The organism is Paraburkholderia panacisoli, from assembly GCF_008369935.1.
GTDB lineage: Bacteria > Pseudomonadota > Gammaproteobacteria > Burkholderiales > Burkholderiaceae > Paraburkholderia > Paraburkholderia panacisoli.
The window spans coordinates 80,579-103,517 of record NZ_VTUZ01000016.1 but is presented as its reverse complement, the minus strand read 5'-3'; the positions used below and the strand labels follow the sequence as shown (position 1 = coordinate 103,517).

The following is a 22,939-nucleotide window of genomic DNA, read 5'->3' as shown; positions in this document are numbered from 1 at the left end:
CTTTCCAATCAGGATCGGCCGGCGGCAGGGAGTATGCTGACTCACCGAGTCCGGTGATCGTGCAAAGTCCGCCGATCACCAGGCTCTGTGTGCATGCCGACTTGCGGACAAGAAAACGATGAACCCTGCGAATCCAGTCAAGAAAACGCCGCCGAACGACCTCGGCCCATTGTTGCGTCACTGGCGAGATATGCGCGGCATCAGCCAGTTGGACCTGTCGTTCAATGCCGGCGTCTCGCAGCGTCATATCAGTTTTATCGAAAGCGGACGCAGCGTGCCGAGCCGTCAAATGTTGATGGATCTCGCGCAGACGCTCGACATCCCTCTGCGTGAACGCAACACGCTGCTGCTGGCCGCGGGCTACGCGCCGATGTACGCCGACGCCGCATGGAATGCACAGGAAATGCAGAGCGTCACGAAAGCGCTCGCGCGAATGCTGCGCCAACATGAGCCGTTTCCGGCACTGGTCATGGACCGCTACTGGAACGTGTTGATGACGAATGAGTCTGCGCCGAGGTTTTTCAATTGTTTCATCGATATGGCGGCGCGCAAGGGGCCGCGCAACATGCTGCATCTGATCTTCGATCCGGATGGGATGCGGCCCTTCGTTGCCGATTGGAAAAGCGTTGCGGATAGTCTGGTTCAGCGCGTTTATCGCGAGTCGGTGGGCCGTGTAATCGACGCTACGACGCGCGACTTGCTTGCGGCGTTACGCGCGTATCCCGATGTGCCCGCCGATGCGCATGCCGGCCATTTGCCCAGCGCCGATGCGGGCGCGGCTGCAGCGATGCCGGTCATCCCCATCGGCTTCGTCAAGGACGGTCACGTGCTGAACTATTTTTCGATGGTCGCGACCGTGGGTACGCCGCAAAGCGTCGCGGCGCAGGAGTTGCGTATCGAATGCATGTTCCCTGCGGACGATGAAACGGAAGCGCGGCATGTGGAGATGCTTGATGCGCTTTCGCAGCAGGGTTGAATTGGCGCGTTGAGCGATCCAGAGCGGCCGCATCTGGTGGGTAGATGCCGCGCCGCGCGTTGTCCGTTGTCCGCTCTGACTGGTCACTACGTTTCATCAGCCCGAGGCCCGTTGCCGTCCCCGGTAACGCGCAGGCGGCGCGCCGCACGCACGCGTAAAGAATCGCGTGAACGCCGTCGTCGACGCAAACCCGACGCGTTCGCTGATCTCGCTGATCGACATCGGCGTGTGTGCGAGCAGCGTCCTCGCTTCGTCGATACGCGTTTGCGTCAACACATCGCTGAACGTCTTCCGTTCGGCCGCGAGCTTGCGCTGCAACGTCCAGCGCGTGAGCGCGAGCCGTTCGCAGACGAGCGCCTGGAGGCTTTTCGGCTCGATCGCATCCACCTGATCGCGAAGCACATCGCGCAGACAACGCTCGACCGTGGGCGAAAATCGTCCCTGCTCGCGAATCCGCTGCAGCATGTCATGCGCGGCATGGACGTGGATCTTCGAGAGCGGCGCATTGTAGACCTCGAACGCGCGATCCAATGCGCTTGACTGCAACACCATCCGATTGCGCGCCTGATCGAGTTGAACCTTCCCGCTCAATGCATCGCTCAATGCCGGGACCGTACTCATCCGTGCATCGGTGATGCCCGCGTCACGCACGCGCAGTCGCGCATCGTAAAGCCGCGCGACGCTCGCGATCAACGCGAAATTGCCCAGCGCGCTCGACGCATTTCGGCCTTCCCCCTCCAGCACATACTCGAATGCGACTTCGTCGCCTTGCTCGTGCATGACGAGCCAGTCGACGTTGCCGATCAGGTCGCGGTACTCGACATAGTTGCGCAATGCATCGCGCAGCGTCGGGCTATTGCAGACAACGCCCGCCAGCTCCGGAAAAGAAAGCAGACAGTGCAACACCTCGCCCTCAGGCGGACTGCCGCGCGACATGCAGGTTTCCGCAAGCTTGAGCATCACGACGTGCTTGTCGCCAGAGACTCGCGCATCCGATGCAGCGATATCGGCCTCGTCGATGCCGATATCGCGGGTTATTTTTGCTCGATCGAAACCCTGGCGTTCCGCTGCGTCGAGCATCAGCCGATAGATACGACCGGAAACGGATTTCTGGCGCAGATTCACAATGCCTCCTCTGATTGAGCCCTGTCTGCGGGTTTTCCTGACTCGCCATCGGTCAATCGCTGCACCCATCGGTCAAGCGCGTTTTCGGCGCATCCCTAGAATTTCTTACGGCTCGTTACGGTCACCGCGAAGCGTAACAGGACATGTCGCGCGTCGGTAGGGCCTCGATATCCGGGTCATCACTACGCCCACACGGTGTCCGTGCAACGACCGGCTTCGATGCGCCGGCGCGACGTGCGGCGTCGCCATCGGATCATCGACCCCGGCACTCGGGTTTGGCCGCAAGCGGAACGTCCCACGCCGCTGTCGGCAGGCCATCCCGTTTGCATGCTCGCGGGATTACGCCAGCCAATACGAATCACATTACAAACAACGATCAAACGGAGCGAGATGATGAGAAGGATGCTGACGATTCCCTTTGCCGGAACCGCGATCGCATGCGGCGTCGCACTGGTAGTCGCCGCCTGCGGCAATGGCAGCGAGATCAGTTCCAGCCCCGCACCGGTCGATGCCGATGCGAGCGCCAATTCGCGTGCCGCCGCCCTCGTCGCGCAGATGACGACCGCCGAAAAGGTCCAGCTCGTTCACGGCGTGGGCATACCCAACGCAGGACTCGGCGGCCCGTATCCGGCCGGTGTCGCCGGGGCCGGCTATATCCCCGGCATTTCGCGGCTCGGCATTCCGGGCATTGCGATGGCCGACTCGGCCGGCGGCGTCAATGTCGTCAATTCGAATGCGACGGCCTTGCCCGCGCCGGTGGCGCTCGCCGCAAGCTGGGACCCCGCTCTGGCCAATGCCTACGGCGCGCGCATCGCTACCGAGCTGCGCGTACTGGGTTATGGCGAGGGCCTGGGCGGCGGCGTCAATCTTGCGCGCGAGCCGCGCAATGGCCGCACCTTCGAATATATGGGCGAAGACCCGGTCCTGACCGGCACGATGAGCGCCGCGCGCACGATCGGTACGCAGGCGCAAAAGGTCATCGCGACCATCAAGCACTACGCGATGAACGATCAGGAAACGAACCGGATGACGAGCAACTCGGTCGTCGACGAACGCACGATGCGCGAGACTGAACTGCTGGCCTTCGAACTCGGCGTCACCCAAGGTTTGCCCGGCAGCGTGATGTGCTCGTACAACCTCGTGAACGGCGTCTATGCGTGCGAGAACCCGTATCTGCTGACCACGGTCCTCAAGAACGAGTGGGGGTTCAAGGGCGTGGTCCAGTCCGACTGGACCGCCACCCACAGTACGGTCGCAGCGGCGCTGGCCGGTCTGGATGAAGAAGAGCCCGGTGATGTGAGCGGAGGAGCGTCGATTCCGGGCTTTACGCTCACCTCGTACTTCAACTCGAAGCTGGCGGACGCCGTCAACGCGGGCAGCGTGCCGATGGCGCGGCTGAATGACATGGTTGAGCGCAAGCTTCGCACGATGATCCGGTGGGGCGTGTTCGATGCGCCGCCGACACCTGGCGGAGCCGTCGATCAGAGCGCAGGCAATGCGCTTGCGCTGCAGGTCGCGCAGCAATCGTCGGTGCTGCTCAAGAACGCCGTGGCAGGCGGCGATACGCAACCTGTGCTGCCGCTGAACGCGGCGCGGCTCTCGTCGATTGTCGTGATCGGCGGGCATGCCGACGCCGGCGTGCTCTCGGGCGGCGGCTCCGGCGCCGTGCCGGCCGCCGCGGGCAATGCGGTATCCGGTTGCGTGTCGGCGTCTCCTTTGCTGAGCACCTGCGCGACGTGGTACAAGTCGGCCCCCCTGGCGGCGATCGAAGCCAAGGCCCCCAACGCGACCGTGACGTTCCTCGACGGCACGAACCCGGCGGCTGCGGCAACCGCCGCCGCCAAGGCGGACGTGGCGATCGTCTTTGCAACGCAATGGGAAACCGAGGGTGCGGACCTGCCGAGCCTGAGCCTGCCGAGCAACACGACCGACACCTTTAACCAGAGCTACGATCAGAACGCGCTGATTACGGCGGTGGCAGCGCAAGCCAAACGCGTGATCGTCGTGCTCGAAAACGGCAGCCCGGTCCTGATGCCATGGCTCGGCAACGTGCACGGCGTGCTCGAATCGTGGTATCCGGGCGTTCAGGGCGGACAGGCGATTGCCGATCTGCTGTTCGGTGACGTGAACCCGTCCGGCAAATTGCCGATCACGTTCCCGGTACAGGACTCGGACCTTCCGCAGCAGACGATCTCGGCGACCGATACCGCCGTCACCTACAGCGAAGGGCTGCTGATGGGCTATCGGTGGTACGACGGCAAGCAGATCGCGCCGTTGTTTCCGTTCGGACATGGCTTGTCCTACACGAGCTATAGCTACTCGGGACTCAATGCACATGCCGATGGCAGCGGCAATGTGACCGTGACCTTTAGCGTCAGGAATACCGGCTCGCGTGCCGGCTCGGAAATCGCCGAGGTCTATGCCGCGCTGCCGGCCGGTCTGGGCGAGCCGCCCAAACGACTGGTCGGTTGGCAAAAGGTCGCGCTGCAACCGGGGCAGTCTCAGCAAGTCAGCGTATCGATTGCGCCGAAGCTGCTGTCGACATGGGATGCCACCGCGCATGCGTGGAAGCTGAACAATGGTGCCTATCAGTTGATCGCTGGGGCGTCCTCACGCGACCCGAACGCGTTGAGCGCATCGGTGACGATCGCAGGGCATTGACCGCACCGTTGCGGCCGCCATGGGTCGCTCGAGTGGCGTGAGTGGCTCGAGCGATCTGGGCGGTTCAAGCGGTTCAAGCGGTTCAAGCCCGGCGCGCTGGGCTGAGACGCCTGCAAGCGGGGTACGGATGTTGACTGCCGTACCCCGTGTTCACGAATGGGTGCGCTTCGTGGCGATCTCGACGAAGAAGCCCGACCAGGTGTCCAGACTTCGCAACCGGACAACTCCGGCCAACGACCAACCACCGCGCCAACGACCACACTTTCTTCGCCACAACAACTCACGCCGCATACTCCCTACCCGGTAATGCGCCACGCCGCGCATATCTGCAGAAAAAATTATGCCCACTCCAAAAGAATGTGCTAGAAAATAACAATTGCACGGGGCACAGCCAATAGCCGCACGGGGCCAGCGAGCAAGCGATCTTAGGCTTTCAAAATTCTTATCGGCCGCGAGGTGGATCATGAGAATAAAAACGCTGTTAGGGCGCGGGGTGACGACGGTCGCGTCGATGCTTACGCTGCAGTGCGGCCTCGCATGGGCCGATGGCCCCGAAGCCGCGTATGCCGCGGACGAAGCGCCGGCCGGCTCGCTCAGTCCGGACGAGTATCAGGTCAATGCCGACGGCATGAAAGAAGACCCGAAGGCGAAGATGTCGGACGTGGCCCGCGCGTATCGCAACGGCTATATCAATCGCGGCAAGGAAGATCAGGCGGGTTATGACGCGATGATCGACTCGCACAACCACGGCCAACGTCAACCCACGAATACGCAGGTTGCCCGGGTGGATGTGCCGCCGTTGCCAGCCGGCGTCCCTGAAGACGACAACTCGAAGTACACGACCATCCCGCCGCAACCTCGCCAGTACGCGCAGCGCCAGGTAGCGCAGGCGCGTCAGGTGCCGCAACCGCCGCCGCAGCAGGTGCAGCAGGTCCAGTATCGGCAGGCTTATCAGGAGCCGCAGTACGCGCCGGCCATGCCGATGCAGTATCAGCCGATGCCCGAGTATGCGCAGGCGCAGCCGCAGCCGATCTATGCCGAAAGTCAGCCGGTTTATGTGCGGCAGGAATACGCGCCGCCGCCGCCCGTGCAATATGTCCCGGTCTACGCACAGCAGCAGTACGAAGAGATGCCGGTGGTGGAAACCGTGATGCAGCCCGTTGCGCCGCCGGTCGCCTATCAGATGTATCGGCCGCCGGTCTATTGGGGTGCGCCGCGCGTGTATGCATACCGGGCGCCGGTGGTCAGCTATCGCATGTGGCGGTAACGCGTTGCCTGCTTGCTGAACTCAAGATGCGGCGTCGGCAGGGAGGGCGCCGCCCGGAAAACACGGAAAACAGTTGGCGGATTGTTAATGAGCCCGGCGGCATCGCTTCTCGTGAAGCGATGCCGCCGGGTCATGAATCGAATCGTGGCGGCGTGCTGGGGATCAAGCGCCGCTGCTGCGCCTCGTCTGCACCGTCAGCCTGTTCGATACCGACCTGACTCCTCGGACCGACCTTGCGGCATTTCCAGCCCGCTGGATCTGCGAACGCTGAGGCACGCGGCCGGTCAGCGTCACGACGCCGTGGCGCGCCTGCACATGAATAGCCGACGAATTCAGCCCCGTTGTACGTGTGAACGCACGGCGAACGTCACGGACCAACTGGCTGTCCGATCTCGCTCGGGACGACGATGACGACGCCGCGACTTGCGGGCTTTGCGTAGCGGCATCGTTCTGCATGCCACCGGCGGTCTGCGCATCAGCGTAGGTCGCGCAAATCGCGATGGCCACGGCGGCCATCGCGCCGATCATTCTTCTCGCGCCGTTTGTCTTCACTGTTCCTCCTTTGCCGGGTTTCCGGGCTTTGCCGTTCAAGCTGCGTGGTGCCAGCGGGGCGAGGCAACGAAACACGATGCCGCCTCGAGAAGCGTATTCGATCGCCGCAGTGATTATATGCCGCGATGGCGGCATCAACGGGAGCTTCGCGGCTTTGCCGCGTCGCCGTTGTTTGTCGCGGAGGCGCGGGATAGACGAGCCCAGACGGGTGCGGTGCTGGGAGCCGCTTGCCGCGCGAGAGTGCAATGGTGGACGAGTGTGAACTCGCGCCGCGATGCTCGCGCGGCCTGGTTTGCCGATTTATTCGCGGCGCATTATTGAATTGGGGCGGCGCTGTGCGAAGTTATCGACACGTGATCGACGCGCTTTGCGCCACCCCCGTCAAAGCCGGAACTGCGCCACCGAATCGACCAGCCGCGCCGCCTGCTGCCGCAGGCTCTCGGCCGCTGCGGCGCTCTGCTCGACCAGTGCGGCGTTCTGCTGGGTCGTCTGATCCATCTGGCCCACCGCTTCGCCGACCTGCTCGACGCCGGTGCTCTGCTCCGCGCTCGCCGTGCTGATCTCGCCGACGATGCAGCTCACGCGCTGAATCGCGCCGACGATCTGCGTCATCGTCGTGCCCGCTTCGTCGACGAGTGCGTTGCCGTGACCGACCCGCTCGACGCTGGCCGCGATCAGCGCCTGGATCTCGCGCGCGGCCTGCGCGCTACGCTGCGCGAGGCTGCGCACTTCGGTGGCGACCACCGCGAAGCCGCGGCCCTGTCCGCCGGCGCGGGCCGCTTCGACCGCCGCGTTGAGCGCGAGGATGTTGGTCTGCGCCGCGATGCCGTCGATGATGCCGATGATGTCGCCAATCTTGCGCGAACTCTCGTTGATGCCCTTCATCGTCTCGACGACCTGGCCCACCACGTCGCCCCCCTTCAATGCGATCGACGACGCACCGGCGGCCAGCTCGCTGGCTTCCCGCGCGTTGTCGGCGGTCTGCCTGACAGTGGCGCTGAGCTCTTCCTTCGCCGCGGCGGTTTCCTGCAACGCACTCGCCTGTTCCTCGGTGCGTTGGCTGAGGTCGGCGTTGCCGGCCGCGATCTGCGCCGAGCCGGTCGCGATGGAGTCGCTGCTGCTGCGCACCTGCCCGACGATGCGCGCGAGCGAGTCGGCCATCGCCTTCATGGCCGCCATCAGGCTATGCGTGTCGCCGGGGCGCACGTGCAGGTCGACGCCGAGATTGCCGGTCGCGATCTGGCGCGCGGCTTCGCGGGCGTCGTCGGGCTCGCCGCCGAGCTTGCGCGTGATCGAGCGCGAGAACGTCACGGCGCCGGCCAGACCCGCCAGCACGGTGAGCACCATCGCGCCCAAGCTCGCGAGGATCGCGTGCTGCTGCTTCTGCGTGGCCTCGCCGATGGCCGTGCCCGTCTGCTCGGCGATCCTGCTGCCGGCTTCACGCAGCAGGATCACCGGCTCGCGGTCGATGCCGTCCATCGCTGCGTCGCCGACGGCGGTGTCGAAGCCCGACGCCTTGAACTGTTCGAGTGCCTTGCGGTATGCCTGCCCCATCTCCTTGTGGAGTGCGTTAAAGCGCACGATCTTCGAACGGGCGTCGCCGGGCGGCAGTTCGAGCGAGAGTTTTACCGTGGCGGCCTGCGAGTCCCGCTCGTATTTCTCGAAGGCGCTCCAGTACTTGTCGAGCAGCCTCGGGTCCTTGCCGCGCAGCAGGATGTCCTTGCCGTTCTGCACCTGGTTCTTGAACGCGATCAGCGCGTCGGACACCTGGCGCGCGTGAGCGCCATCCACTTCGATGAGCTGCCGGTACGTGTTGGCGACATCGTTCATCTGGAACACGCCGAAGAGTCCCGCCGCCGATGCGATCAGCAACGTGACGCCCAACGCGAGCGGGAGTTGATGGACCAGTTTCATGGTTTAACCTGTGTAGTAGGACTGGCGTGCGCTGCGCCAGCGAAACGGTACGCCGCACCATCGGATCAGCGGCGCTATTCGTGCCGTGTTGGGTCTCCACGCGTTGCGTCGTGCGAGCGACCGCGGCAATGGCGGCATCAGAACCGTTGGAGCCCGGCTCCACCGCGATACCCGAATACTCGGTGCCGTTGAGCGTGAACTGCGCGCGATTGCGGTTCTGGATGAAGCCGGCGGACGCGCACCTCGCCGAAGCCGCCTGAGACGCCGACCCAAGCCAGCCGGTTGAAGGCTGCGGGATTCGACGCCTGGCCGTTCACTGCGGAAAAGCCCTGTTCCAACTGGAAATTGACGTAAAGACCGCCGCCGATATCTTCCTGGCCCTTCAGGCCGTACACGGTCGCGGAGAGTCCGCCGGGTGACGCGCGGACCACGGAGCCCGCACCGTCGTTCTGATATTCGATGCCGTTGTCGATGACGCCGTACAGCGTGACCGACGACTTGGCATGGGCAGTGTCGAGAACACTTGCCGATGCAACGGCGGTGGCAAAGATGAGCAGTTTTCTCATAGTCTCCATATCTATACGTAATTATCGAAACGTCTCGTTCGGGCATGCAGGTTTTCCGCGGCGCAAAAACCCCTGGCTCTCCGATCGGATTGTCGAGAGGAGAACGCGCAATGGATGCCGAACGGAATCAGAGTGCGTGCTCAGCACGCCCGCAACTTGTGCTTCGGTTCTGTATTTACCTAGCCCGACGAGGACACGAAACAGGCCGGGCCGGCCATGAACGGGTGACTTGACGCGAGCGCATGCTTCCCGATGAAATGGAGCGCATTGCGCTGCGCACGCAACTCACCATGCCGACTGCGTCTCATACGCGCTGCTGCGCGAGGCAACCTGCGTTGTATCGACGGGAATAGAGCGGTTGCGCACGCCTGGCAGGGGCGCGCGCCGAACGGCTGCGATCTTGAGCGGGTCTTTTGTGATCAATGCCTCTCCTTGTGCGCAATGCTTGCCGACGGCCGGATATGAGCACCTGTGCCGGACGTTTTATCTCCATAGGCTAACGATATTTGAGGATGGCTTGCACGTCCCTACATAAAAGTTAGATTCAATGGCACTTTTGTTAATTGGTCGGCGTGCGCTTGGTGTCTGCGCGCTTGCATGGTGTGAAAGGGCGGTGCTTGCGGGACATGGAGCCGGATTACCAGTTTTCCGGCCCAAGGTGGGGAGTTGCATGATGCGGGGCGTGCGCCCGAGTGGCCATGTGAGCACGCGGGGCAGTGCGCGGAGATGGCGATTCAGGACCGCATCGAATCTGGTTTGAAAGCGGTGGCGGCGCTTGCAGTCGGGCGCGATTCGGTCATGCCCGAGCTGAACGCGAAGGCGGCTCATTGACCAAGCCGCCCCCAAGACACGGCCGCTAGCGCCGCGCGACGCGCGTTACCGACCAGTGGGATGCCCTAGCGATTGAAGATGCCTGGTGAGATTCTGCGGCTGAATGCGAATGAGCCCGCCGCGCGGACTGTCAATGTCCGCGATGAAAGCGAGTGAGAGCGACACCGTCACGGGCAGCACGACAACGAGCAAGCCGCGGCGCAGTCTGCCCTTGGCGCCGTAACCTGTACGGTGCAGGCGAGCAGTGCGATCACGATCATCAGAATCCACGCGCCGGTCGGTATGCGGTTGATGCGCGCGGCCTCGGAGTAGTCCTGAGAATTGAGCACATCGTTCATGCCGGTTGCGACGATGGCGGAGATGGGCGTCGGCTTGTCTCTCGCCGCCTGAGTCACCAGTTGCCAGAGATCGGATTCCATTTGCGCGGTCTCGCGGCCGATGCGTGCAAGCTCCTGGGTATCCCGGGCGTAATAGTTGGCCAGTCTCAATTGCGCGAAGCGGACCAGCGCGGTCTTCATCTGCGCACCAATGGGCGCGTCCACCAGATCGGCCCGCGCATATTGAGTGCCGATCGCGTTGGCTTCGTTCTCTTCGAGACTTTTGCGCTGGTCGTAGCGGTTGACCGCCATCGAAAGACTGAAGCCGATGAGCAGAGCCAGCAAGGTCAAGGTCGAGGTCTGCACCACGCTGAAGTCGTCCCGTTCTTCATCGGGCAGCGGCGCGTGGCGTCTGAGAATGAATGCGCCGAAGGCCGTGGCGGCGATAAAAAGCACGAGAAGCGAAAGAAACAGGACAGCCGGGGAGTCGAGAAGTGCTGCCATGCGTTGCCTCCAGTGACAGAGTTTCTTCAACCGGCGGCGTCGGCCCGCGGCCGGCGCGGAGGACACGGGAGCGTCCGCCGCCCGGCGCCGAAGGCACACGCTAAACCACCGCCGTCACATGCTATTGCCCGGCCAGAACCTGCTCGATGACCTTCACGAACTGCTCGACCGGTTGCCCGCCGGTCACGAGATACCGACGGTTGAAGATGATAGCGGGCACCGACTGGATGCCCATCTCCTGATTGTTCTGTTCTTCCGCGCGCACCTCGTCGGCATACGCGCCGCTCGTGAGCACGTCGCGCGCTGCGGCGGCGTCGAGTCCCACGGATTGCGCGGCTTCGATCAGCACGTCCTGATTGCTCGGGTCTTTGCCCTCGGAATGATAAGCCCGCAGCAGCGCGAGTTTGAGCGGCAACTGCGCGCCTTGGATGCCCGCCCAATGCAGCAGGCGGTGCGCATCGAACGTGTTGTAGACCCGCGTGCGCGGGCCGAAGTCAAAGCCGACGCTCGCGCCGCGCTCGCGGATCATGGCCTGCGTCTCGGCGATCTGCGCCGGCGTGCGGCCGTACTTCTTGCCGAGATAGTCGACAATGGCTTCGCCGTCCGGACCCATCTGCGGGTTCAGCTCGAACGGATGCACGGTGATCTGCGCATCGACGGTGTCGGCAAGACGCGTTAGCGCGAGTTGCAGCGAAGAGAGGCCGATTGCGCACCATGGGCACGCGATATCGGAGACAAAATCGATGGTGAGCGCTTGTTTCATTGCTGTCCTTACGGGAATGGCACGTGCGCGACCCGCATGAGACGGGCGCAACTGAGGCCGACAGCGTAGCCTGAATCGGCAACTCCTGCAGGATCGCATGCTTCTTGCTGCAGAAGTGCAAGCACCACTGAATTGGACCGCAAGACCCGGAGTGTTTTGTTTGCGCCGCGCCCGTACACTGTTTCGGTCCAACCACATTCCAGGAGCCGGCTGCGAGCGCAGCCGCCACGCAAGTATGAGTTCATATATGGCGAAGGCCGCCGTCGTCACGATGCCCGCGACGATCGCGCAACGGATCGATGCGCTTGACTGGGCGGGTATCGAACAGGATCTCGACCGCTACGGATGCGCCGCGGTGCCGCAACTCGTGACGCCGCCCGAATGCGACGCGCTGGCGGCGCTCTATTCACGCGACGATCTGTTTCGAAGCCGGGTCGTCATGGCGCGTCATGGTTTTGGGCGCGGCGAATACAAGTACTTCGACTATCCGTTGCCGGACATGATTGGCCAATTGCGCACGGTGATGTATCCGCATCTGGTGCCGGTGGCGAACCGGTGGAATGAAGCGATGGGCATCGACGTGCGCTATCCGCCGAAGCACGCGGATTTTATCGACCGCTGCCATGACGCCGGACAGGTCCGTCCGACGCCGCTGATCCTGCAATACGGCGAGGGCGATTACAACTGCCTGCACCAGGATCTTTACGGCGAACATGTGTTTCCGCTTCAGGTCGCCATTTTGCTGTCGGAACCGGGGCGGGATTTTACGGGCGGCGAGTTCGTCATGACGGAGCAGCGTCCGCGAATGCAGTCGCGCGCCGAGGTGGTGCCGCTCGCGAAGGGCGATGCGGTCGTGTTCACGGTGAACAGCCGGCCGGTAGAGGGAGCGCGAGGTCCGTATCGCGTCAAGCTGCGGCACGGCGTGAGCCGCTTGCGCTCGGGACGGCGGTATACGGTGGGTGTCATCTTCCATGACGCGTTGTGAGTTGGCCGCAAAATCGACGCGTCGCCGCGCGAGCGATTGCGGGCCGCCATCGTCTGCGTTGCTCGATATGGGACGAGTGGCATGAACCGCACGGGCGGCATATCATTCGCCAGCCACCGCCGCCGGCTTTGGCGAATTCCGCGACCCGCGTCACAATCGGGAGACCTAGGGGGAACCTGGGGGCAACCGAGCGCCGACCGACATCATGGAAAACCTCCTCAAGAAACTCGACCTCACTTCGCTGCGCCTGTTCGTCGCCGTGTGCCAGGAGCGCAACATCGCGCGGGCGGCCGAGCGCGAGTTCATCGCGTCGTCCGCCGTGAGCCGGCGCATCGCCGAGATCGAGGCGATGATCGGCTTGCCGGTGATCCAGCGCCAGTCGCGCGGCATCACCGTGACGCCGGTCGGCGAGACCGTGTTGCGCTACGCGCTGGCGATCATCGGCAATATCGAGCAGATGAGCGCGGAGTTGTCGCGCTTTTCGTCGGGCGCGAAAGGACGCGTGCGGGTGGTCGCGAATCTGTCGTCGATCGTGCAGTTTCTGCCGGAAGACGTGGCCGCGTTCGGGCGCGCGTTCCCCGAGGTGTCGATCGAACTGGAAGAGGAGAACAGCGCCGACGTGCTGCGTATCGTCGACGAGCACGGCGCGGACTTCGGCATCTGCAATCCGGTCGCCGGCAGCGAAGCGTTCGAGCAGGTGCCGTACCGGCAGGACCGGCTCGCGGTGCTGGTGCCGGGCGGCCACCGGCTCGCCGGCGCGCCGCGCGTGGCGTTCGGCGAATTGCTTGAAGACCGCTTCGTCGGGCTGCGCAGCGAGAGCGCGCTGACGCGTCTGCTCGCGCAGGAGGCGGGCAGTGCGGGGCGGCAGCTCGACGTACGGATGCGCGTCAGCAGTCTCGACGCGCTGTGCCGGATGGTGCACGCCGGGCTCGGCATCGCGATCGTGCCCGAGCAGGTCGGGCTGCTGTACGTGAATGCGCTCGACGTGCGCCTGCTGTCGTTGACCGATGCGTGGGCCGCGCGCCGCCTCATCATGATCTTCAAGGCGCGCGAGCAGTTGAGCGCGAGCGCGGCGGCGCTGGTCGGGTTTCTCGGCAGTCAGCCCTAGCGCGCCGCGCGCGAGGCGACTCATCGCAACCCCGGGCTCGCGAGCACTCGCCAACCGAGACGGCTGCGTTGCCGCACCGGCACTTCGGCATCGGCCTTGCGCGCCGTATAGTAAGCGCGAAGGAGGATGCATTGATGAGCGACACGATTCGTCTGGACGGCCGCGTGCTGTACCTGTCCCAGGACCCCGCGGTGATGGACGCGCAACTCGCCGGCAGGAATTTCACGCGCGCCACGGCCGGCGCGCTGCGCGATAACGTGTCCACCGACGAGATCACGCCGGTGACCGTGATGCTCACCTACGACGAACGCCTCGAACAGTATCCGTATGTCGGCTTCAAGGCGGGCGAGCGCATGCCGATCGGCCGCAATGCGGTGAAGGACGGCGGCTTCCAGGTGACGGTGGCGGGCAAGCGCTATGGCAAGGGCTCGTCGCGTGAATCGAGTCCGCTGGCGGAGTTGTCGGCGGGCATCCGGCTGATCGTCGCGGAGAGCTTCGAGCGTATCTATCAGCAGAACTGCGACAACATCGGCATTCTCACGACCACCGATTTCTCCGTGCTCGATCGTCTGATCGCAGGCGAAGCGGTGCCGATCGACGAGTTTCTCAAAGGCCGCGACGCGCTCACGCAGCAGATCATTCGCAGCGGCGGGCTGCTGGCGTACAGCCGGTTCGCGGACTGGCCCGCGCCGCGTGTGCGCGACCATGCAGGCAATGGCGCGCAAGCCGCCGAGCCCAGGACGCTGGTCGAAAAGATCATCGAACGCCACCTGCACCCGGGCATCGCGCACGCAGAGCGCGGCGACGGCGTGTTCATCGCCGCTGACTGGCGCTTCAGCCACGACTACTTCACCGGCATGTGCGCGCACCTGATGCATCGCGCGTTCGGCAAACCCGCGCCGTTGCACGCGCCGGATCACATCATCGCGTTTCAGGACCACCTCGTGCTGGCGCCGCAGAGCATTCCGCACGTGCGCGACGGTCTGTTGCCGGGCGTCGCGAATCTGATGGAAGGTCACACGTCGTTCTCGCGCGACTACCCGGTGCGCTCGCACGGCGCGCTCGACTCCATGCTGGGTTCCGAAGGCATTTGTCACGCGCTGATGGCCGAGCAGTATGTATTGCCGGGCGAGGTCGCGTGCGGCACCGATTCGCATACGCCGCATTCGGGCGCGCTCGGCTGCCTCGCGTTCGGCGCGGGCGCGACCGACATCGCCAATAGCTGGGTGACGGGCTACGTGCGTTGCAAGGTGGCGCAGACGCTGCGTATCGAAATCGACGGTAGCTTGCGCGACGGCGTGACCGCGAAGGACGTGGTGCTGCATCTGCTGCACATGGACGCAATCCGCTCGGGCGGCGCGATCGGCCTCGTATTCGAATACGGCGGCGCGGCGGTGCGCGCGATGTCGATCGACGAGCGCGCGACCTTGACCAACATGGTCGCGGAACTGGGCGGCTTCACCGGCATCGTGGAGCCGGACGAGCGCACGGTGGCGTTCCTGAAGGAGCGGCGCGGTGTCGATTTCACGCTGGAAAGCTGGATGAAAAGCGACGCCGGCGCGGCCTATCACGACACGATCCGTATCGACGCCGGCGGGATCGAACCGATGCTCGCGCGTCCGGGCGACCCCGGCAACGGCGTGCCGGCACCGCAACTGGAAGAGGATGTGGCGATCAATATCGCATACGGCGGCTCGTGCACGGCGGGCAAGCGCGAGGACTTCGATTTCTATCACGAGGTGCTGCGCTGGGGCGTCGAGCAGGGCATGCAGGTGCCCGCGGGCACACGTCTTTACCTGCAATTCGGCACCATGGCGGTGCGAGCGTATTGCGAGGCGCAAGGCTATTTGCCGGTCTTCGAACGTGCGGGCGTGACGCTCGTGATGCCGGGCTGCGGGTCGTGCGCGAATTGCGGTCCGGGGCAATCGGCCGATGCGAGCGACGTGACGATTAGCGCGATCAACCGCAATTTCCCGGGCCGCTCGGGGCCGGGGAATGTCTGGCTCGCGAGCCCGTATACGGTGGCGGCCAGCGCGTTGGCTGGAAAAATCACCACGTTTGAACAATTGAAGCGTGCGCGCGGCTAGAATGCTGGCCGGACCCTGGGGGCCGGCATCGTGGGGCGTGCGTCGCGCGAAAGTATCGGAGGCCGGCATCCGAGTGGACTTGGTGAGGCTCGCTTTTGGCTAGTATCACCAGCAACTGGCTTGCATGGGACTGGAGTAAGGGCTGAAGCGCTTACTCCGGTCGACGGGCCACTAGGTTGCATGGGACCGGAGTCAGCGCTGAAGCGCTAACTCCAGTCGACGCGCCACTACGTTGCATGGAACCGGAGTCAGCGCTGAAGCGCTAACTCCGGTCGACGCGCAACTGCGTTGCATGGGACCGGAGTAAGCGCTAAAGCGCTAACTCCGGTCGACACAGGAGACAAACAACATGGCACCCCCAGATCACGCGAGCTCCGTCACGCACGGCGGCCGCGACGCGGCATACCCAGCCACGAAAGACAACACAACAGCCAACACCGCCTTACTCGACGCCGGCAGCATTTCGGCACGCCTCGACCGCCTGCCCGCTACCCGCTCCATCTGGAAGCTGGTGGTGCTGCTGAGCCTCGGCTTCTTCTTCGAACTCTACGATCTGCTGTATTCCGGCTACGTCGCGCCGGGCCTCGTCAAGAGCGGACTGCTGAGCGCGACCACGCGCGGCCTGTTCGGATCGACCGGCGTCGCGAGCTTCATCGCCGCGTTGTTCAGCGGGCTCTTTATCGGCACGATCGCGTGCGGCTTCCTGGCGGATCGCTTCGGACGCCGCGCCGTGTTCACGTATTCGCTGCTTTGGTATACGGCCGCAAACGTCGTGATGGCCTTCCAGGAAACGGCCACCGGTCTGAACTTCTGGCGCTTCGTCGCGGGCGTCGGCATCGGCGTCGAACTGGTGACGATCGGCACATACATCTCCGAGCTGGTGCCCAAGCAGATTCGCGGCCGCGCGTTCGCGTGCGAGCAGGCAGTCGGCTTCACGGCGGTGCCGGTGGTCGCGTTTCTTTCTTATCTGCTGGTGCCGCGCACGCTGTTCGGTCTGGACGGCTGGCGCTGGGTGGTGCTGATCGGCGCGCACGGCGCGCTGTTCGTCTGGTGGATTCGCCGCGCGTTGCCGGAAAGCCCGCGTTGGCTTGCGCAGCAGGGGCGCCTGGCGGAAGCCGATCGCGTGATGAGCGCGCTCGAAGCGAAAGTGCGCAGTGAATACGGCCGCGAGCTGCCGCCGCCCGCGCCGCCGGTGCCGGTTGCGCCGCGCGGCAGCTTCCGCGATATGTGGGTGCCGCCGTACCGCAGCCGCACAGCGATGATGACCCTCTTCAACATCTTCCAGACGGTGGGCTTCTACGGCTTCGCGAACTGGGTGCCGACGCTATTGATCAAGCAGGGCATCACGATCACGACGAGCCTGATGTATTCGAGCGTGATCGCGCTGGCTGCGCCGCTCGGACCGGTGATCGGCCTCTTTATCGGCGACCGCTTCGAGCGCAAGACGGTGATCGTGGTGATGGCCGGCGTGAACATCGTCTGCGGGCTGTGGTTCAGCCAGGCGTCGGGTGCGGTGTTGCTGGTGAGTCTCGGCGTATGTCTGACGCTCGCGGGCAATATCATTTCGTACAGCTACCACGCGTATCAGACCGAACTCTTTCCGACCAGCATCCGTGCGCGCGCGGTGGGTTTCGTCTATTCGTGGAGCCGCTTTTCGGCTATTTTCACGGCCTTTCTGATTGCTGCCGTGTTGAAGCAATTCGGCACGACCGGCGTGTTCGTGTTCATCGCCGGCGCGATGCTGATCGTGATGCTGGCGATCGGCTTGATGGGACCGCGCACCAAAGGCCTGGAGCTGGAGAAGATTTCGAAGTAGGCGCGTGGCGCTATGGGACCGAGTGGAATTGGGGCAACACGTCGCGCGCCAGTTCATCGATGACGTCGGCGGCAGCGCGCTGCGTCGCGAGATTGAACGTCACGTGATGGGTTCCGCCGGCGCGTAGCGCGTCGAGGATGCCGATCAAGGCGTGCCGGCCGGTCCGGTAGCCGAGCGCAACGGGCTGCGCCGGCTCATGCGGATCGTCGCTCAAGTCGAGCCGCATCGCCACGCCGAACGCGCGAAAGGCGTCGGGCGCCGCGCGCTCGACGGCGGCGCGCCACATGCCGTATCGGGCGCGCTGCGCTTCGGGCTCGCGGTGATAAGTCATCCACCCCAGCGAATGCCGCGCGATCCAGTCGACGCTCTGGCCGCCTGAGCCCACGGCCAGCAGCGGCACCGTGTCCGCGCTCGCGGGCAGTAGTTCGAAGCTTGGCGCGCCTTCGGGCGCCCGGTCGGGAATCACGTGGGGCGGCTTGCCGAGCGCAGCCGCCAGGGTTTCCCAGTGACGTCGATACAGCTCGCGCCGCTCGTCCGACTGCGCGCCGAATGCCGCATATTCCGGCGGACGGTCGCCCGAGCCGAGCCCCAGAATGAAGCGTGCGTGACTGAGCATGTTCACGGACAGCGCTGCCTTGGCGATATGCAACGGATGACGCAGCGTGAGCACGATCGCGCCGCTCGCGAGCGCGATACGCTGAGTGTGCACCGCGAGCGCGCCGAGCAATGCCCACGGGTCGAGATGCCCGACCGGGTCGGGATAGTCGGCGCTGTTCAACGGCACGTCGCGGACCCAGAGCGCGCGCAAGCCGCGTTCGTCCGCACGTCGCGCGAGGACCAACTGCTCGTCGAAATCGGCGACCACAGTGCCGGTGCGCAACATCGGGAGCGTGAGTCCGATACTCAGCGCATCGTTTGCGAATACGCGGTTCATGGTGATTTGCGCATGGTCCTGCTGGCCGCTCGCGGTCTCCGGCTTTCGCAACGTTCGACTCCTTCGCGTAGGGCAGTCCCGCCCCGTCAATGCAAGCGTCCTGGTCGCCCTGGTTGATCGATTGGCATCAGCCCCGATGCTAGCACCGCGTCAGAACAGCTGCCTCTGCCCCGACATCAGCGTCGTGAAGTCATCGCGCAGCAGCGGCAGGATGGCATCGGCGACGGGCTGCAATTGCCGCGTCAGATAGTGTTCGTAGTCGATTGCCGAGCGCAGCGTCTCCAGCGGCTCGGGACCGGCGACCGTCATCACGTAGCTGATCCAGCCGCCGTTCTGGTATTGCAGCGGGCGTCCCTGGGCCCGGTTGAACTCGTCGGCGACGCGCGCCGCGCGCACGTGGGGCGGCACGTTGCGCTCATAATCGCCGAGTGGCCGGCGCAGGCGCTTGCGATACACGAGCTGATCGTCGAGCTTGCCTTCGAGCGTGTCGCGCACATAGTCGCGCACGTAGTCCTGATACGGCTGCTGCTTGAAAATGCGCCGGTACAGCTCCTGCTGGAACTGCTGCGCGAGCGGCGTCCAGTCCGTGCGCACCGTTTCGAGTCCTTTGTAGACGATCTCCTCGCCGCCGTCCGGCAACACGGTGAGTCCCGCATAGCGTTTCTTGCTGCCTTCTTCGGCGCCGCGAATCGTCGGCATGAAAAAGCGCCGGTAGTGCCGCTCGAATTGTAATTCGAGCGCGCTGTCGAGCCCGAAGCGCGTTTGCAGGTTCTGCCGCCACCAAGCGTTGATATGGTCGACCAGCGCGCGGCCGATGCGAGCGGCTTCTTCCTCGCTGTGCGCGTGTTTGAGCCACACGAAGGTGGAGTCCGTGTCGCCGTAGATGACCTCGTAACCTTCTGCCTGAATCAGCTCGCGCGTGGTGTGCATGATTTCGTGGCCGCGCATCGTGATCGACGACGCGAGGCGCGGATCGAAAAAGCGGCAACCGGTGGAACCGAGCACGCCGTAAAAGGCGTTCATGATGATTTTCAGCGCTTGCGAAAGCGGCTTGTCGTGCTCGCGTTTGGCCGCCTCGCGGCCTTGCCATACCTGCGCGACGATCGACGGCAGACAATGGCGCGTACGTGAGAAGCGGGCGCCGAGAAAGCCCGGCACCGACTGGTCGTCGGCGGGGTTCAGCATGCCTTCGACGAGACCCACGGGGTCGATCAGAAACGTGCGGATGATCGACGGATACAGGCTCTTGTAGTCGAGCACGAGCACCGAATCGTACAGGCCGGGGCGCGAATCCATCACGAAGCCGCCGGGGCTCGCGGCGCCGGCGACATCGCCGAGATTGGGCGAGACGAAGCCTTGCCGATGCATGCGGGGCATGTACAGATGCGTAAACGCCGCGACCGATCCGCCGCTGCGATCCGCAGGCAAGCCGGTCACAGTGGCGCGCTCCAGCAGGAACGGCAGCAGTTCCGTCTTCGCAAAGATGCGCGTGACCAGCTCGCAATCCTTCAGGTTGTACTGCGCGAGCGCGGGCTTGTCCTCGTCGAAGCGGCGCTGGATTTCATCCATGCGCTGATACGGGTTGTCGATCGACTTGCCTTCGCCCAGCATCGCGCGCGCCACGTGTTCGAGACTGAACGACGGGAAGCTCCACGTCGCGGAGCGCAGCGCCTCGATGCCGTCGATGATCAAACGCCCAGCGGCGCCTGCAAAGAAGTGATTGCGCGTGAGACCATGCTCGCGCCACTCCATCACCGCACCGCCGCGGCCGAGCCGCAGCGGCACGCGATATTGCTCGGCATGCTGCTGCAGCACGCGCAGATCGAACTGCACCAGATTCCAGCCGATGATCGCATCGGGGTCGTGCCGCTCCATCCACAGGTTCAGTTTTTCGAGCAACTGTGCACGGGTTTCGCAGTATTCGAGGTCGAAGTCGAGTGCGCTCGCGTCGCCGTTCGGCGGGCCGAGCATGTAGACCTGGCGCTGTCCACAGCCTTCGAGCGCAATCGAATAAAGCTCGGCGTGCGCGCTGGTTTCGAGGTCGAGCGAGACCAGCTTCAACGGCGGGCGATAGCCGGTGGCCGGCTTCAACTCGCTGTTCAACAGCGGCCCGCTGCGCTGCGGCTCGCCGCCGAACCACACCGGCGCGGTGATGAAGCGCTCCATCATGTAGCGCTCAGGGGGGAAGATGTCGGCTTCGTAGACGTCGACGCCGCCTTGCTTCAGGCGTTTTTCGAAGCCTGTCAGTTGCCGGTATTGCGGGCAGTAAAGCCCCATCACCGGCCGATGCTGGAAGTCGCGCAGTTCGAGCGGGCGCAGATCGAGCGGCGCTTCGCGGCGCAGGATCGTTTCGGCGCGCTCGCAGTGTTCGGCGGGAATGAATGCCACCGAAGGCTGAGGGCGCAGGCGGATGTGGCGGGGCCCGCTGTCGGTTGCCAGCCAGAAATCGATTTCCGTGCCGGCGGGCGTGTCCCGCCAATGTCGGGTCAAAATGAAACCCTGCTCAAGCTCAGTCAAACTTGTACCCTTGGTTTGCACCCTTTGCTTCCACTTTAAGACGACCATTGTCGCTGGCGCGATTTTACCGCCGTGCGCTGGCGGGCGGTGGCAATGAGAGAAGCGCCGCCCGCCCTGAGTGCAGCCGCGCCGCGCAATCGGTATGATCGCTCTGCAACGATTCTTTCGGCGCGAAGGATGCGCCGTTCAAGTCCACCGAGAACGGAGTGAACGATATGACGTTGGGCAAACTGGTTGTCGTAGTCGCGGTAGCAGCAGCGGCCAGCGCGAGCGCTCAGGCGCAAGTCGCCGGCACGCAACCGCTGAGCGTCACGGTCGAGCAGTCGAATGCGCTGCTAAGCGGCTGGAGTGTGAAGAAGAGCATTCTCAACAAGGCCGTGTACAACGACCAGAACGAGAAGATCGGCACGGTGGTTGATCTCGTGGTCGCGCCCGACGGTTCGCTGTCCGCGGCGATCGTGTCCGCTGGTGGTTTCCTCGGCGTGGCGTCGCATGATGTGGCGGTGCCGATCGCCGCGCTCGATATTCGCGGCGGCAATTTCTATCTGGCCGGCGCGACCAAGGCGGCATTGAAGGCGACGCCGCAGTTCCAGTACAGCAAGGTGCAGGCGCCGCCGAAGCCGAAGAAGACGGCGCAGTAATGCAGGGAGCCGGTTCGTGCACCGGCTGGTTTGCAGATATCGGCGCTCTTCATTGGGCTGCGAATGAATGAGCGGCGCTGGCGGTGCGAAACGGTTGGTAGCCGGGAACCGTTTCGCGCTGACGGCGCCCCAGCCCCAATGAGCCATTCACTTCACTGCATTCAGGCCTCCAGCGCAAGCGTCGCGAACGTGCCCAGCCAGTGCTCGCCCATGTAGTCGCCGGCTACATGGGGCAGCGCGCTGTGCAGATGACGCTCGGCCGCATCGAACAACACCGTGCGGCGAATATCGCCGGCAGGCAGCGCACGCGCGAGCGAACGCTGACACCACGCGCGGCTCAGATTCAGGCCGTCCAGATGCGCGATCTTGCCGTCGCTGCGGTCGGTCACGGTGACCGGCTCGAACAACGTTGCCGGCTTCTTCGCGCCGACATCGGGCAGAAAGCGTCCGAACCAGTCGACGAACTGGGCCGGCGGCAACACGCGCCGCATCAATTCCGCCTCCATCAGCGAGGGCGACAGGAACTCGTCGCCGGCGGGCTCCCACGCCTGACACGCGACGTCGTTCAGAAACCAGCGCTCGGCTGTATTCACGAGCAGCGCTTCGAGCGAGTCGCGCGAAGTCTGCCGCGCGAAATCCAGCGTGAGCGCGAGCGCAAAGGCCATGTTGAAATGCGTGCCCACGCGCAGCGGGTAGGTCGCTTTCGGCAAAAATTCCTCGAAGCGTTCGACGAAGAATGCGGTGAGCGGTGCAAAAGCTTTTGACCAGCGCGCCGCTTCGGAGCGCTTTAGCGACGTCAGTTGCGCGCTGAGTGTCAGCAGCCAGGCCCAGCCATATGGCCGTTCGAAACCACGGTTGTGCGGCAGATCGAGATATGCGCGTTCGCCGGCCACGTTGGCGTCGGTGAAATGCTCGTCGACCACCGCGACGATGCGTGGCGCTTCGGGCAGGTCGGGAAAGCGCTCCAGCAGATGCAGAATCAGCCAGTAGCCGTGCACGCACGAATGCCAGTCGTAGCTGCCGTAGAAGATCGGATGCAGCGCCCGCGGGCCTTGCACGTCCTGCGGCCCCGCGAGCGAGTGTGTCAGCTTGTTCGGATACTCGCGCGTGAGATGAGCGAGCGCGAGATTGGCGAATCGGGACGCGATTTCGCGAGTGAGTTGAACGGTCATCGGCGGCTCCTCGGAAGCGGGATACGGACAAGATGACAGTATGGTGCGGACGGTCGCCAATAGTAAAGCGGCCGGGCGTCGTGCTGTGATTGCGCGGTTGGGGTTTTTTGGCTTCGGCAGCGCAGCCGGCATGATGTTCAGGGTTGCGGCCGCGACCGTTGTCAAACTGCCGCGCAAGCCGCCGCCGCGATGACGAGTCATGC

16 protein-coding genes and 1 pseudogene are annotated in these 22,939 nt (G+C 64.3%); 8 read left to right on the top strand and 9 right to left on the bottom strand.

Features of this window, described 5'->3' with window-relative positions; all coding sequences use genetic code 11:
* The first annotated feature begins 118 nt into the window (after positions 1–118).
* Positions 119–976 carry a helix-turn-helix domain-containing protein gene (locus FVF58_RS23685; RefSeq protein ID WP_149672261.1) on the top strand — a complete coding sequence of 286 codons (858 nt, stop codon included), beginning with the start codon at positions 119–121 and terminating at the stop codon, positions 974–976.
* A gap of 96 nt (positions 977–1,072) precedes the next feature.
* Here FVF58_RS23685 and FVF58_RS23680 read toward each other — a convergent pair whose 3' ends face one another.
* Positions 1,073–2,101: a helix-turn-helix transcriptional regulator gene (locus tag FVF58_RS23680; protein WP_188130913.1), complete on the bottom strand. Its 1,029-nt coding sequence runs from the start codon at positions 2,099–2,101 to the stop codon at positions 1,073–1,075.
* A 402-nt stretch (positions 2,102–2,503) separates the two neighbouring features.
* On the opposite strand from FVF58_RS23680, the gene FVF58_RS23675 reads away from it, so the two are divergent.
* Positions 2,504–4,762, top strand: a complete 2,259-nt coding sequence (locus FVF58_RS23675; RefSeq protein WP_149672357.1) for a beta-glucosidase family protein — start codon at positions 2,504–2,506, stop codon at positions 4,760–4,762.
* A 463-nt stretch (positions 4,763–5,225) separates the two neighbouring features.
* Positions 5,226–6,029 carry a hypothetical protein gene (locus tag FVF58_RS23670; protein WP_149672259.1) on the top strand — a complete coding sequence of 268 codons (804 nt, stop codon included), beginning with the start codon at positions 5,226–5,228 and terminating at the stop codon, positions 6,027–6,029.
* 162 nt (positions 6,030–6,191) lie between these two features.
* On the opposite strand, the gene FVF58_RS23665 is transcribed toward FVF58_RS23670, so the two are convergent.
* The 5 genes and pseudogenes from FVF58_RS23665 to FVF58_RS23645 all read right to left on the bottom strand — a co-directional run bounded on the left by FVF58_RS23665 (position 6,192) and on the right by FVF58_RS23645 (position 11,476).
* Positions 6,192–6,485, bottom strand: coding sequence for a BON domain-containing protein (locus tag FVF58_RS23665; protein WP_342802410.1), 294 nt, complete (start codon positions 6,483–6,485; stop codon positions 6,192–6,194).
* Between the two features lie 477 nt (positions 6,486–6,962).
* Positions 6,963–8,495 (bottom strand): methyl-accepting chemotaxis protein, encoded by a 1,533-nt coding sequence (locus FVF58_RS54235; RefSeq protein ID WP_149672257.1) that lies wholly within the window; start codon positions 8,493–8,495, stop codon positions 6,963–6,965.
* Between the two features lie 137 nt (positions 8,496–8,632).
* Positions 8,633–9,061, bottom strand: a complete 429-nt coding sequence (locus FVF58_RS23655; RefSeq protein WP_149672256.1) for a porin — start codon at positions 9,059–9,061, stop codon at positions 8,633–8,635.
* Positions 9,062–9,937: 876 nt separating this feature from the next.
* Positions 9,938–10,713 (bottom strand): annotated as a pseudogene (locus tag FVF58_RS23650) (bestrophin-like domain).
* Between the two features lie 121 nt (positions 10,714–10,834).
* Complete coding sequence (locus tag FVF58_RS23645) at positions 10,835–11,476, bottom strand: DsbA family oxidoreductase (RefSeq protein ID WP_149672255.1); 642 nt, start codon at positions 11,474–11,476, stop codon at positions 10,835–10,837.
* 247 nt (positions 11,477–11,723) lie between these two features.
* Between FVF58_RS23645 and FVF58_RS23640 the strand changes: the two genes are divergently transcribed.
* The 4 genes from FVF58_RS23640 to FVF58_RS23625 all read left to right on the top strand — a co-directional run bounded on the left by FVF58_RS23640 (position 11,724) and on the right by FVF58_RS23625 (position 17,472).
* Positions 11,724–12,461, top strand: a complete 738-nt coding sequence (locus tag FVF58_RS23640; RefSeq protein WP_246217174.1) for a 2OG-Fe(II) oxygenase — start codon at positions 11,724–11,726, stop codon at positions 12,459–12,461.
* Positions 12,462–12,666: 205 nt separating this feature from the next.
* A complete protein-coding gene (locus FVF58_RS23635; RefSeq protein ID WP_149672254.1) occupies positions 12,667–13,569 on the top strand; it encodes a LysR family transcriptional regulator in 903 nt (300 codons plus the stop codon).
* A gap of 134 nt (positions 13,570–13,703) precedes the next feature.
* On the top strand, positions 13,704–15,656 hold the full coding sequence (locus tag FVF58_RS23630) for an aconitase family protein (RefSeq protein WP_149672253.1): 1,953 nt from the start codon (positions 13,704–13,706) through the stop codon (positions 15,654–15,656).
* Positions 15,657–16,005: 349 nt separating this feature from the next.
* Complete coding sequence (locus tag FVF58_RS23625; protein ID WP_149672252.1) at positions 16,006–17,472, top strand: MFS transporter; 1,467 nt, start codon at positions 16,006–16,008, stop codon at positions 17,470–17,472.
* 10 nt (positions 17,473–17,482) lie between these two features.
* Here the strand turns inward: FVF58_RS23625 and FVF58_RS23620 are convergent, their stop codons facing one another.
* Positions 17,483–18,406 (bottom strand): LLM class oxidoreductase, encoded by a 924-nt coding sequence (locus FVF58_RS23620; RefSeq protein ID WP_149672355.1) that lies wholly within the window; start codon positions 18,404–18,406, stop codon positions 17,483–17,485.
* A gap of 150 nt (positions 18,407–18,556) precedes the next feature.
* Positions 18,557–20,923, bottom strand: a complete 2,367-nt coding sequence (locus tag FVF58_RS23615) for a DNA polymerase II (RefSeq protein WP_149672251.1) — start codon at positions 20,921–20,923, stop codon at positions 18,557–18,559.
* 215 nt (positions 20,924–21,138) lie between these two features.
* Between FVF58_RS23615 and FVF58_RS23610 the strand changes: the two genes are divergently transcribed.
* Positions 21,139–21,564, top strand: a complete 426-nt coding sequence (locus tag FVF58_RS23610; RefSeq protein WP_149672250.1) for a PRC-barrel domain-containing protein — start codon at positions 21,139–21,141, stop codon at positions 21,562–21,564.
* Between the two features lie 161 nt (positions 21,565–21,725).
* Here FVF58_RS23610 and FVF58_RS23605 read toward each other — a convergent pair whose 3' ends face one another.
* On the bottom strand, positions 21,726–22,736 hold the full coding sequence (locus tag FVF58_RS23605; protein ID WP_149672249.1) for a DUF2891 domain-containing protein: 1,011 nt from the start codon (positions 22,734–22,736) through the stop codon (positions 21,726–21,728).
* Between the last annotated feature and the right edge of the window lie 203 nt (positions 22,737–22,939).

What these genes read in the sequence shown, in the direction of transcription:
- FVF58_RS54235 (WP_149672257.1), bottom strand. Translation starts at nt 8,495, where the DNA reads ATGAAACTGGTCCATCAACTCCCGCTCGCGTTGGGCGTCACGTTGCTG.
- FVF58_RS23630 (WP_149672253.1), top strand. Translation starts at nt 13,704, where the DNA reads ATGAGCGACACGATTCGTCTGGACGGCCGCGTGCTGTACCTGTCCCAG.
- FVF58_RS23625 (WP_149672252.1), top strand. Translation starts at nt 16,006, where the DNA reads ATGGCACCCCCAGATCACGCGAGCTCCGTCACGCACGGCGGCCGCGAC.
- FVF58_RS23645 (WP_149672255.1), bottom strand. Translation starts at nt 11,476, where the DNA reads ATGAAACAAGCGCTCACCATCGATTTTGTCTCCGATATCGCGTGCCCA.
- FVF58_RS23670 (WP_149672259.1), top strand. Translation starts at nt 5,226, where the DNA reads ATGAGAATAAAAACGCTGTTAGGGCGCGGGGTGACGACGGTCGCGTCG.
- FVF58_RS23605 (WP_149672249.1), bottom strand. Translation starts at nt 22,736, where the DNA reads ATGACCGTTCAACTCACTCGCGAAATCGCGTCCCGATTCGCCAATCTC.
- FVF58_RS23610 (WP_149672250.1), top strand. Translation starts at nt 21,139, where the DNA reads ATGACGTTGGGCAAACTGGTTGTCGTAGTCGCGGTAGCAGCAGCGGCC.
- FVF58_RS23635 (WP_149672254.1), top strand. Translation starts at nt 12,667, where the DNA reads ATGGAAAACCTCCTCAAGAAACTCGACCTCACTTCGCTGCGCCTGTTC.
- FVF58_RS23675 (WP_149672357.1), top strand. Translation starts at nt 2,504, where the DNA reads ATGCTGACGATTCCCTTTGCCGGAACCGCGATCGCATGCGGCGTCGCA.
- FVF58_RS23665 (WP_342802410.1), bottom strand. Translation starts at nt 6,485, where the DNA reads ATGCAGAACGATGCCGCTACGCAAAGCCCGCAAGTCGCGGCGTCGTCA.
- FVF58_RS23640 (WP_246217174.1), top strand. Translation starts at nt 11,724, where the DNA reads ATGGCGAAGGCCGCCGTCGTCACGATGCCCGCGACGATCGCGCAACGG.
- FVF58_RS23620 (WP_149672355.1), bottom strand. Translation starts at nt 18,406, where the DNA reads ATGAACCGCGTATTCGCAAACGATGCGCTGAGTATCGGACTCACGCTC.
- FVF58_RS23655 (WP_149672256.1), bottom strand. Translation starts at nt 9,061, where the DNA reads ATGAGAAAACTGCTCATCTTTGCCACCGCCGTTGCATCGGCAAGTGTT.
- FVF58_RS23685 (WP_149672261.1), top strand. Translation starts at nt 119, where the DNA reads ATGAACCCTGCGAATCCAGTCAAGAAAACGCCGCCGAACGACCTCGGC.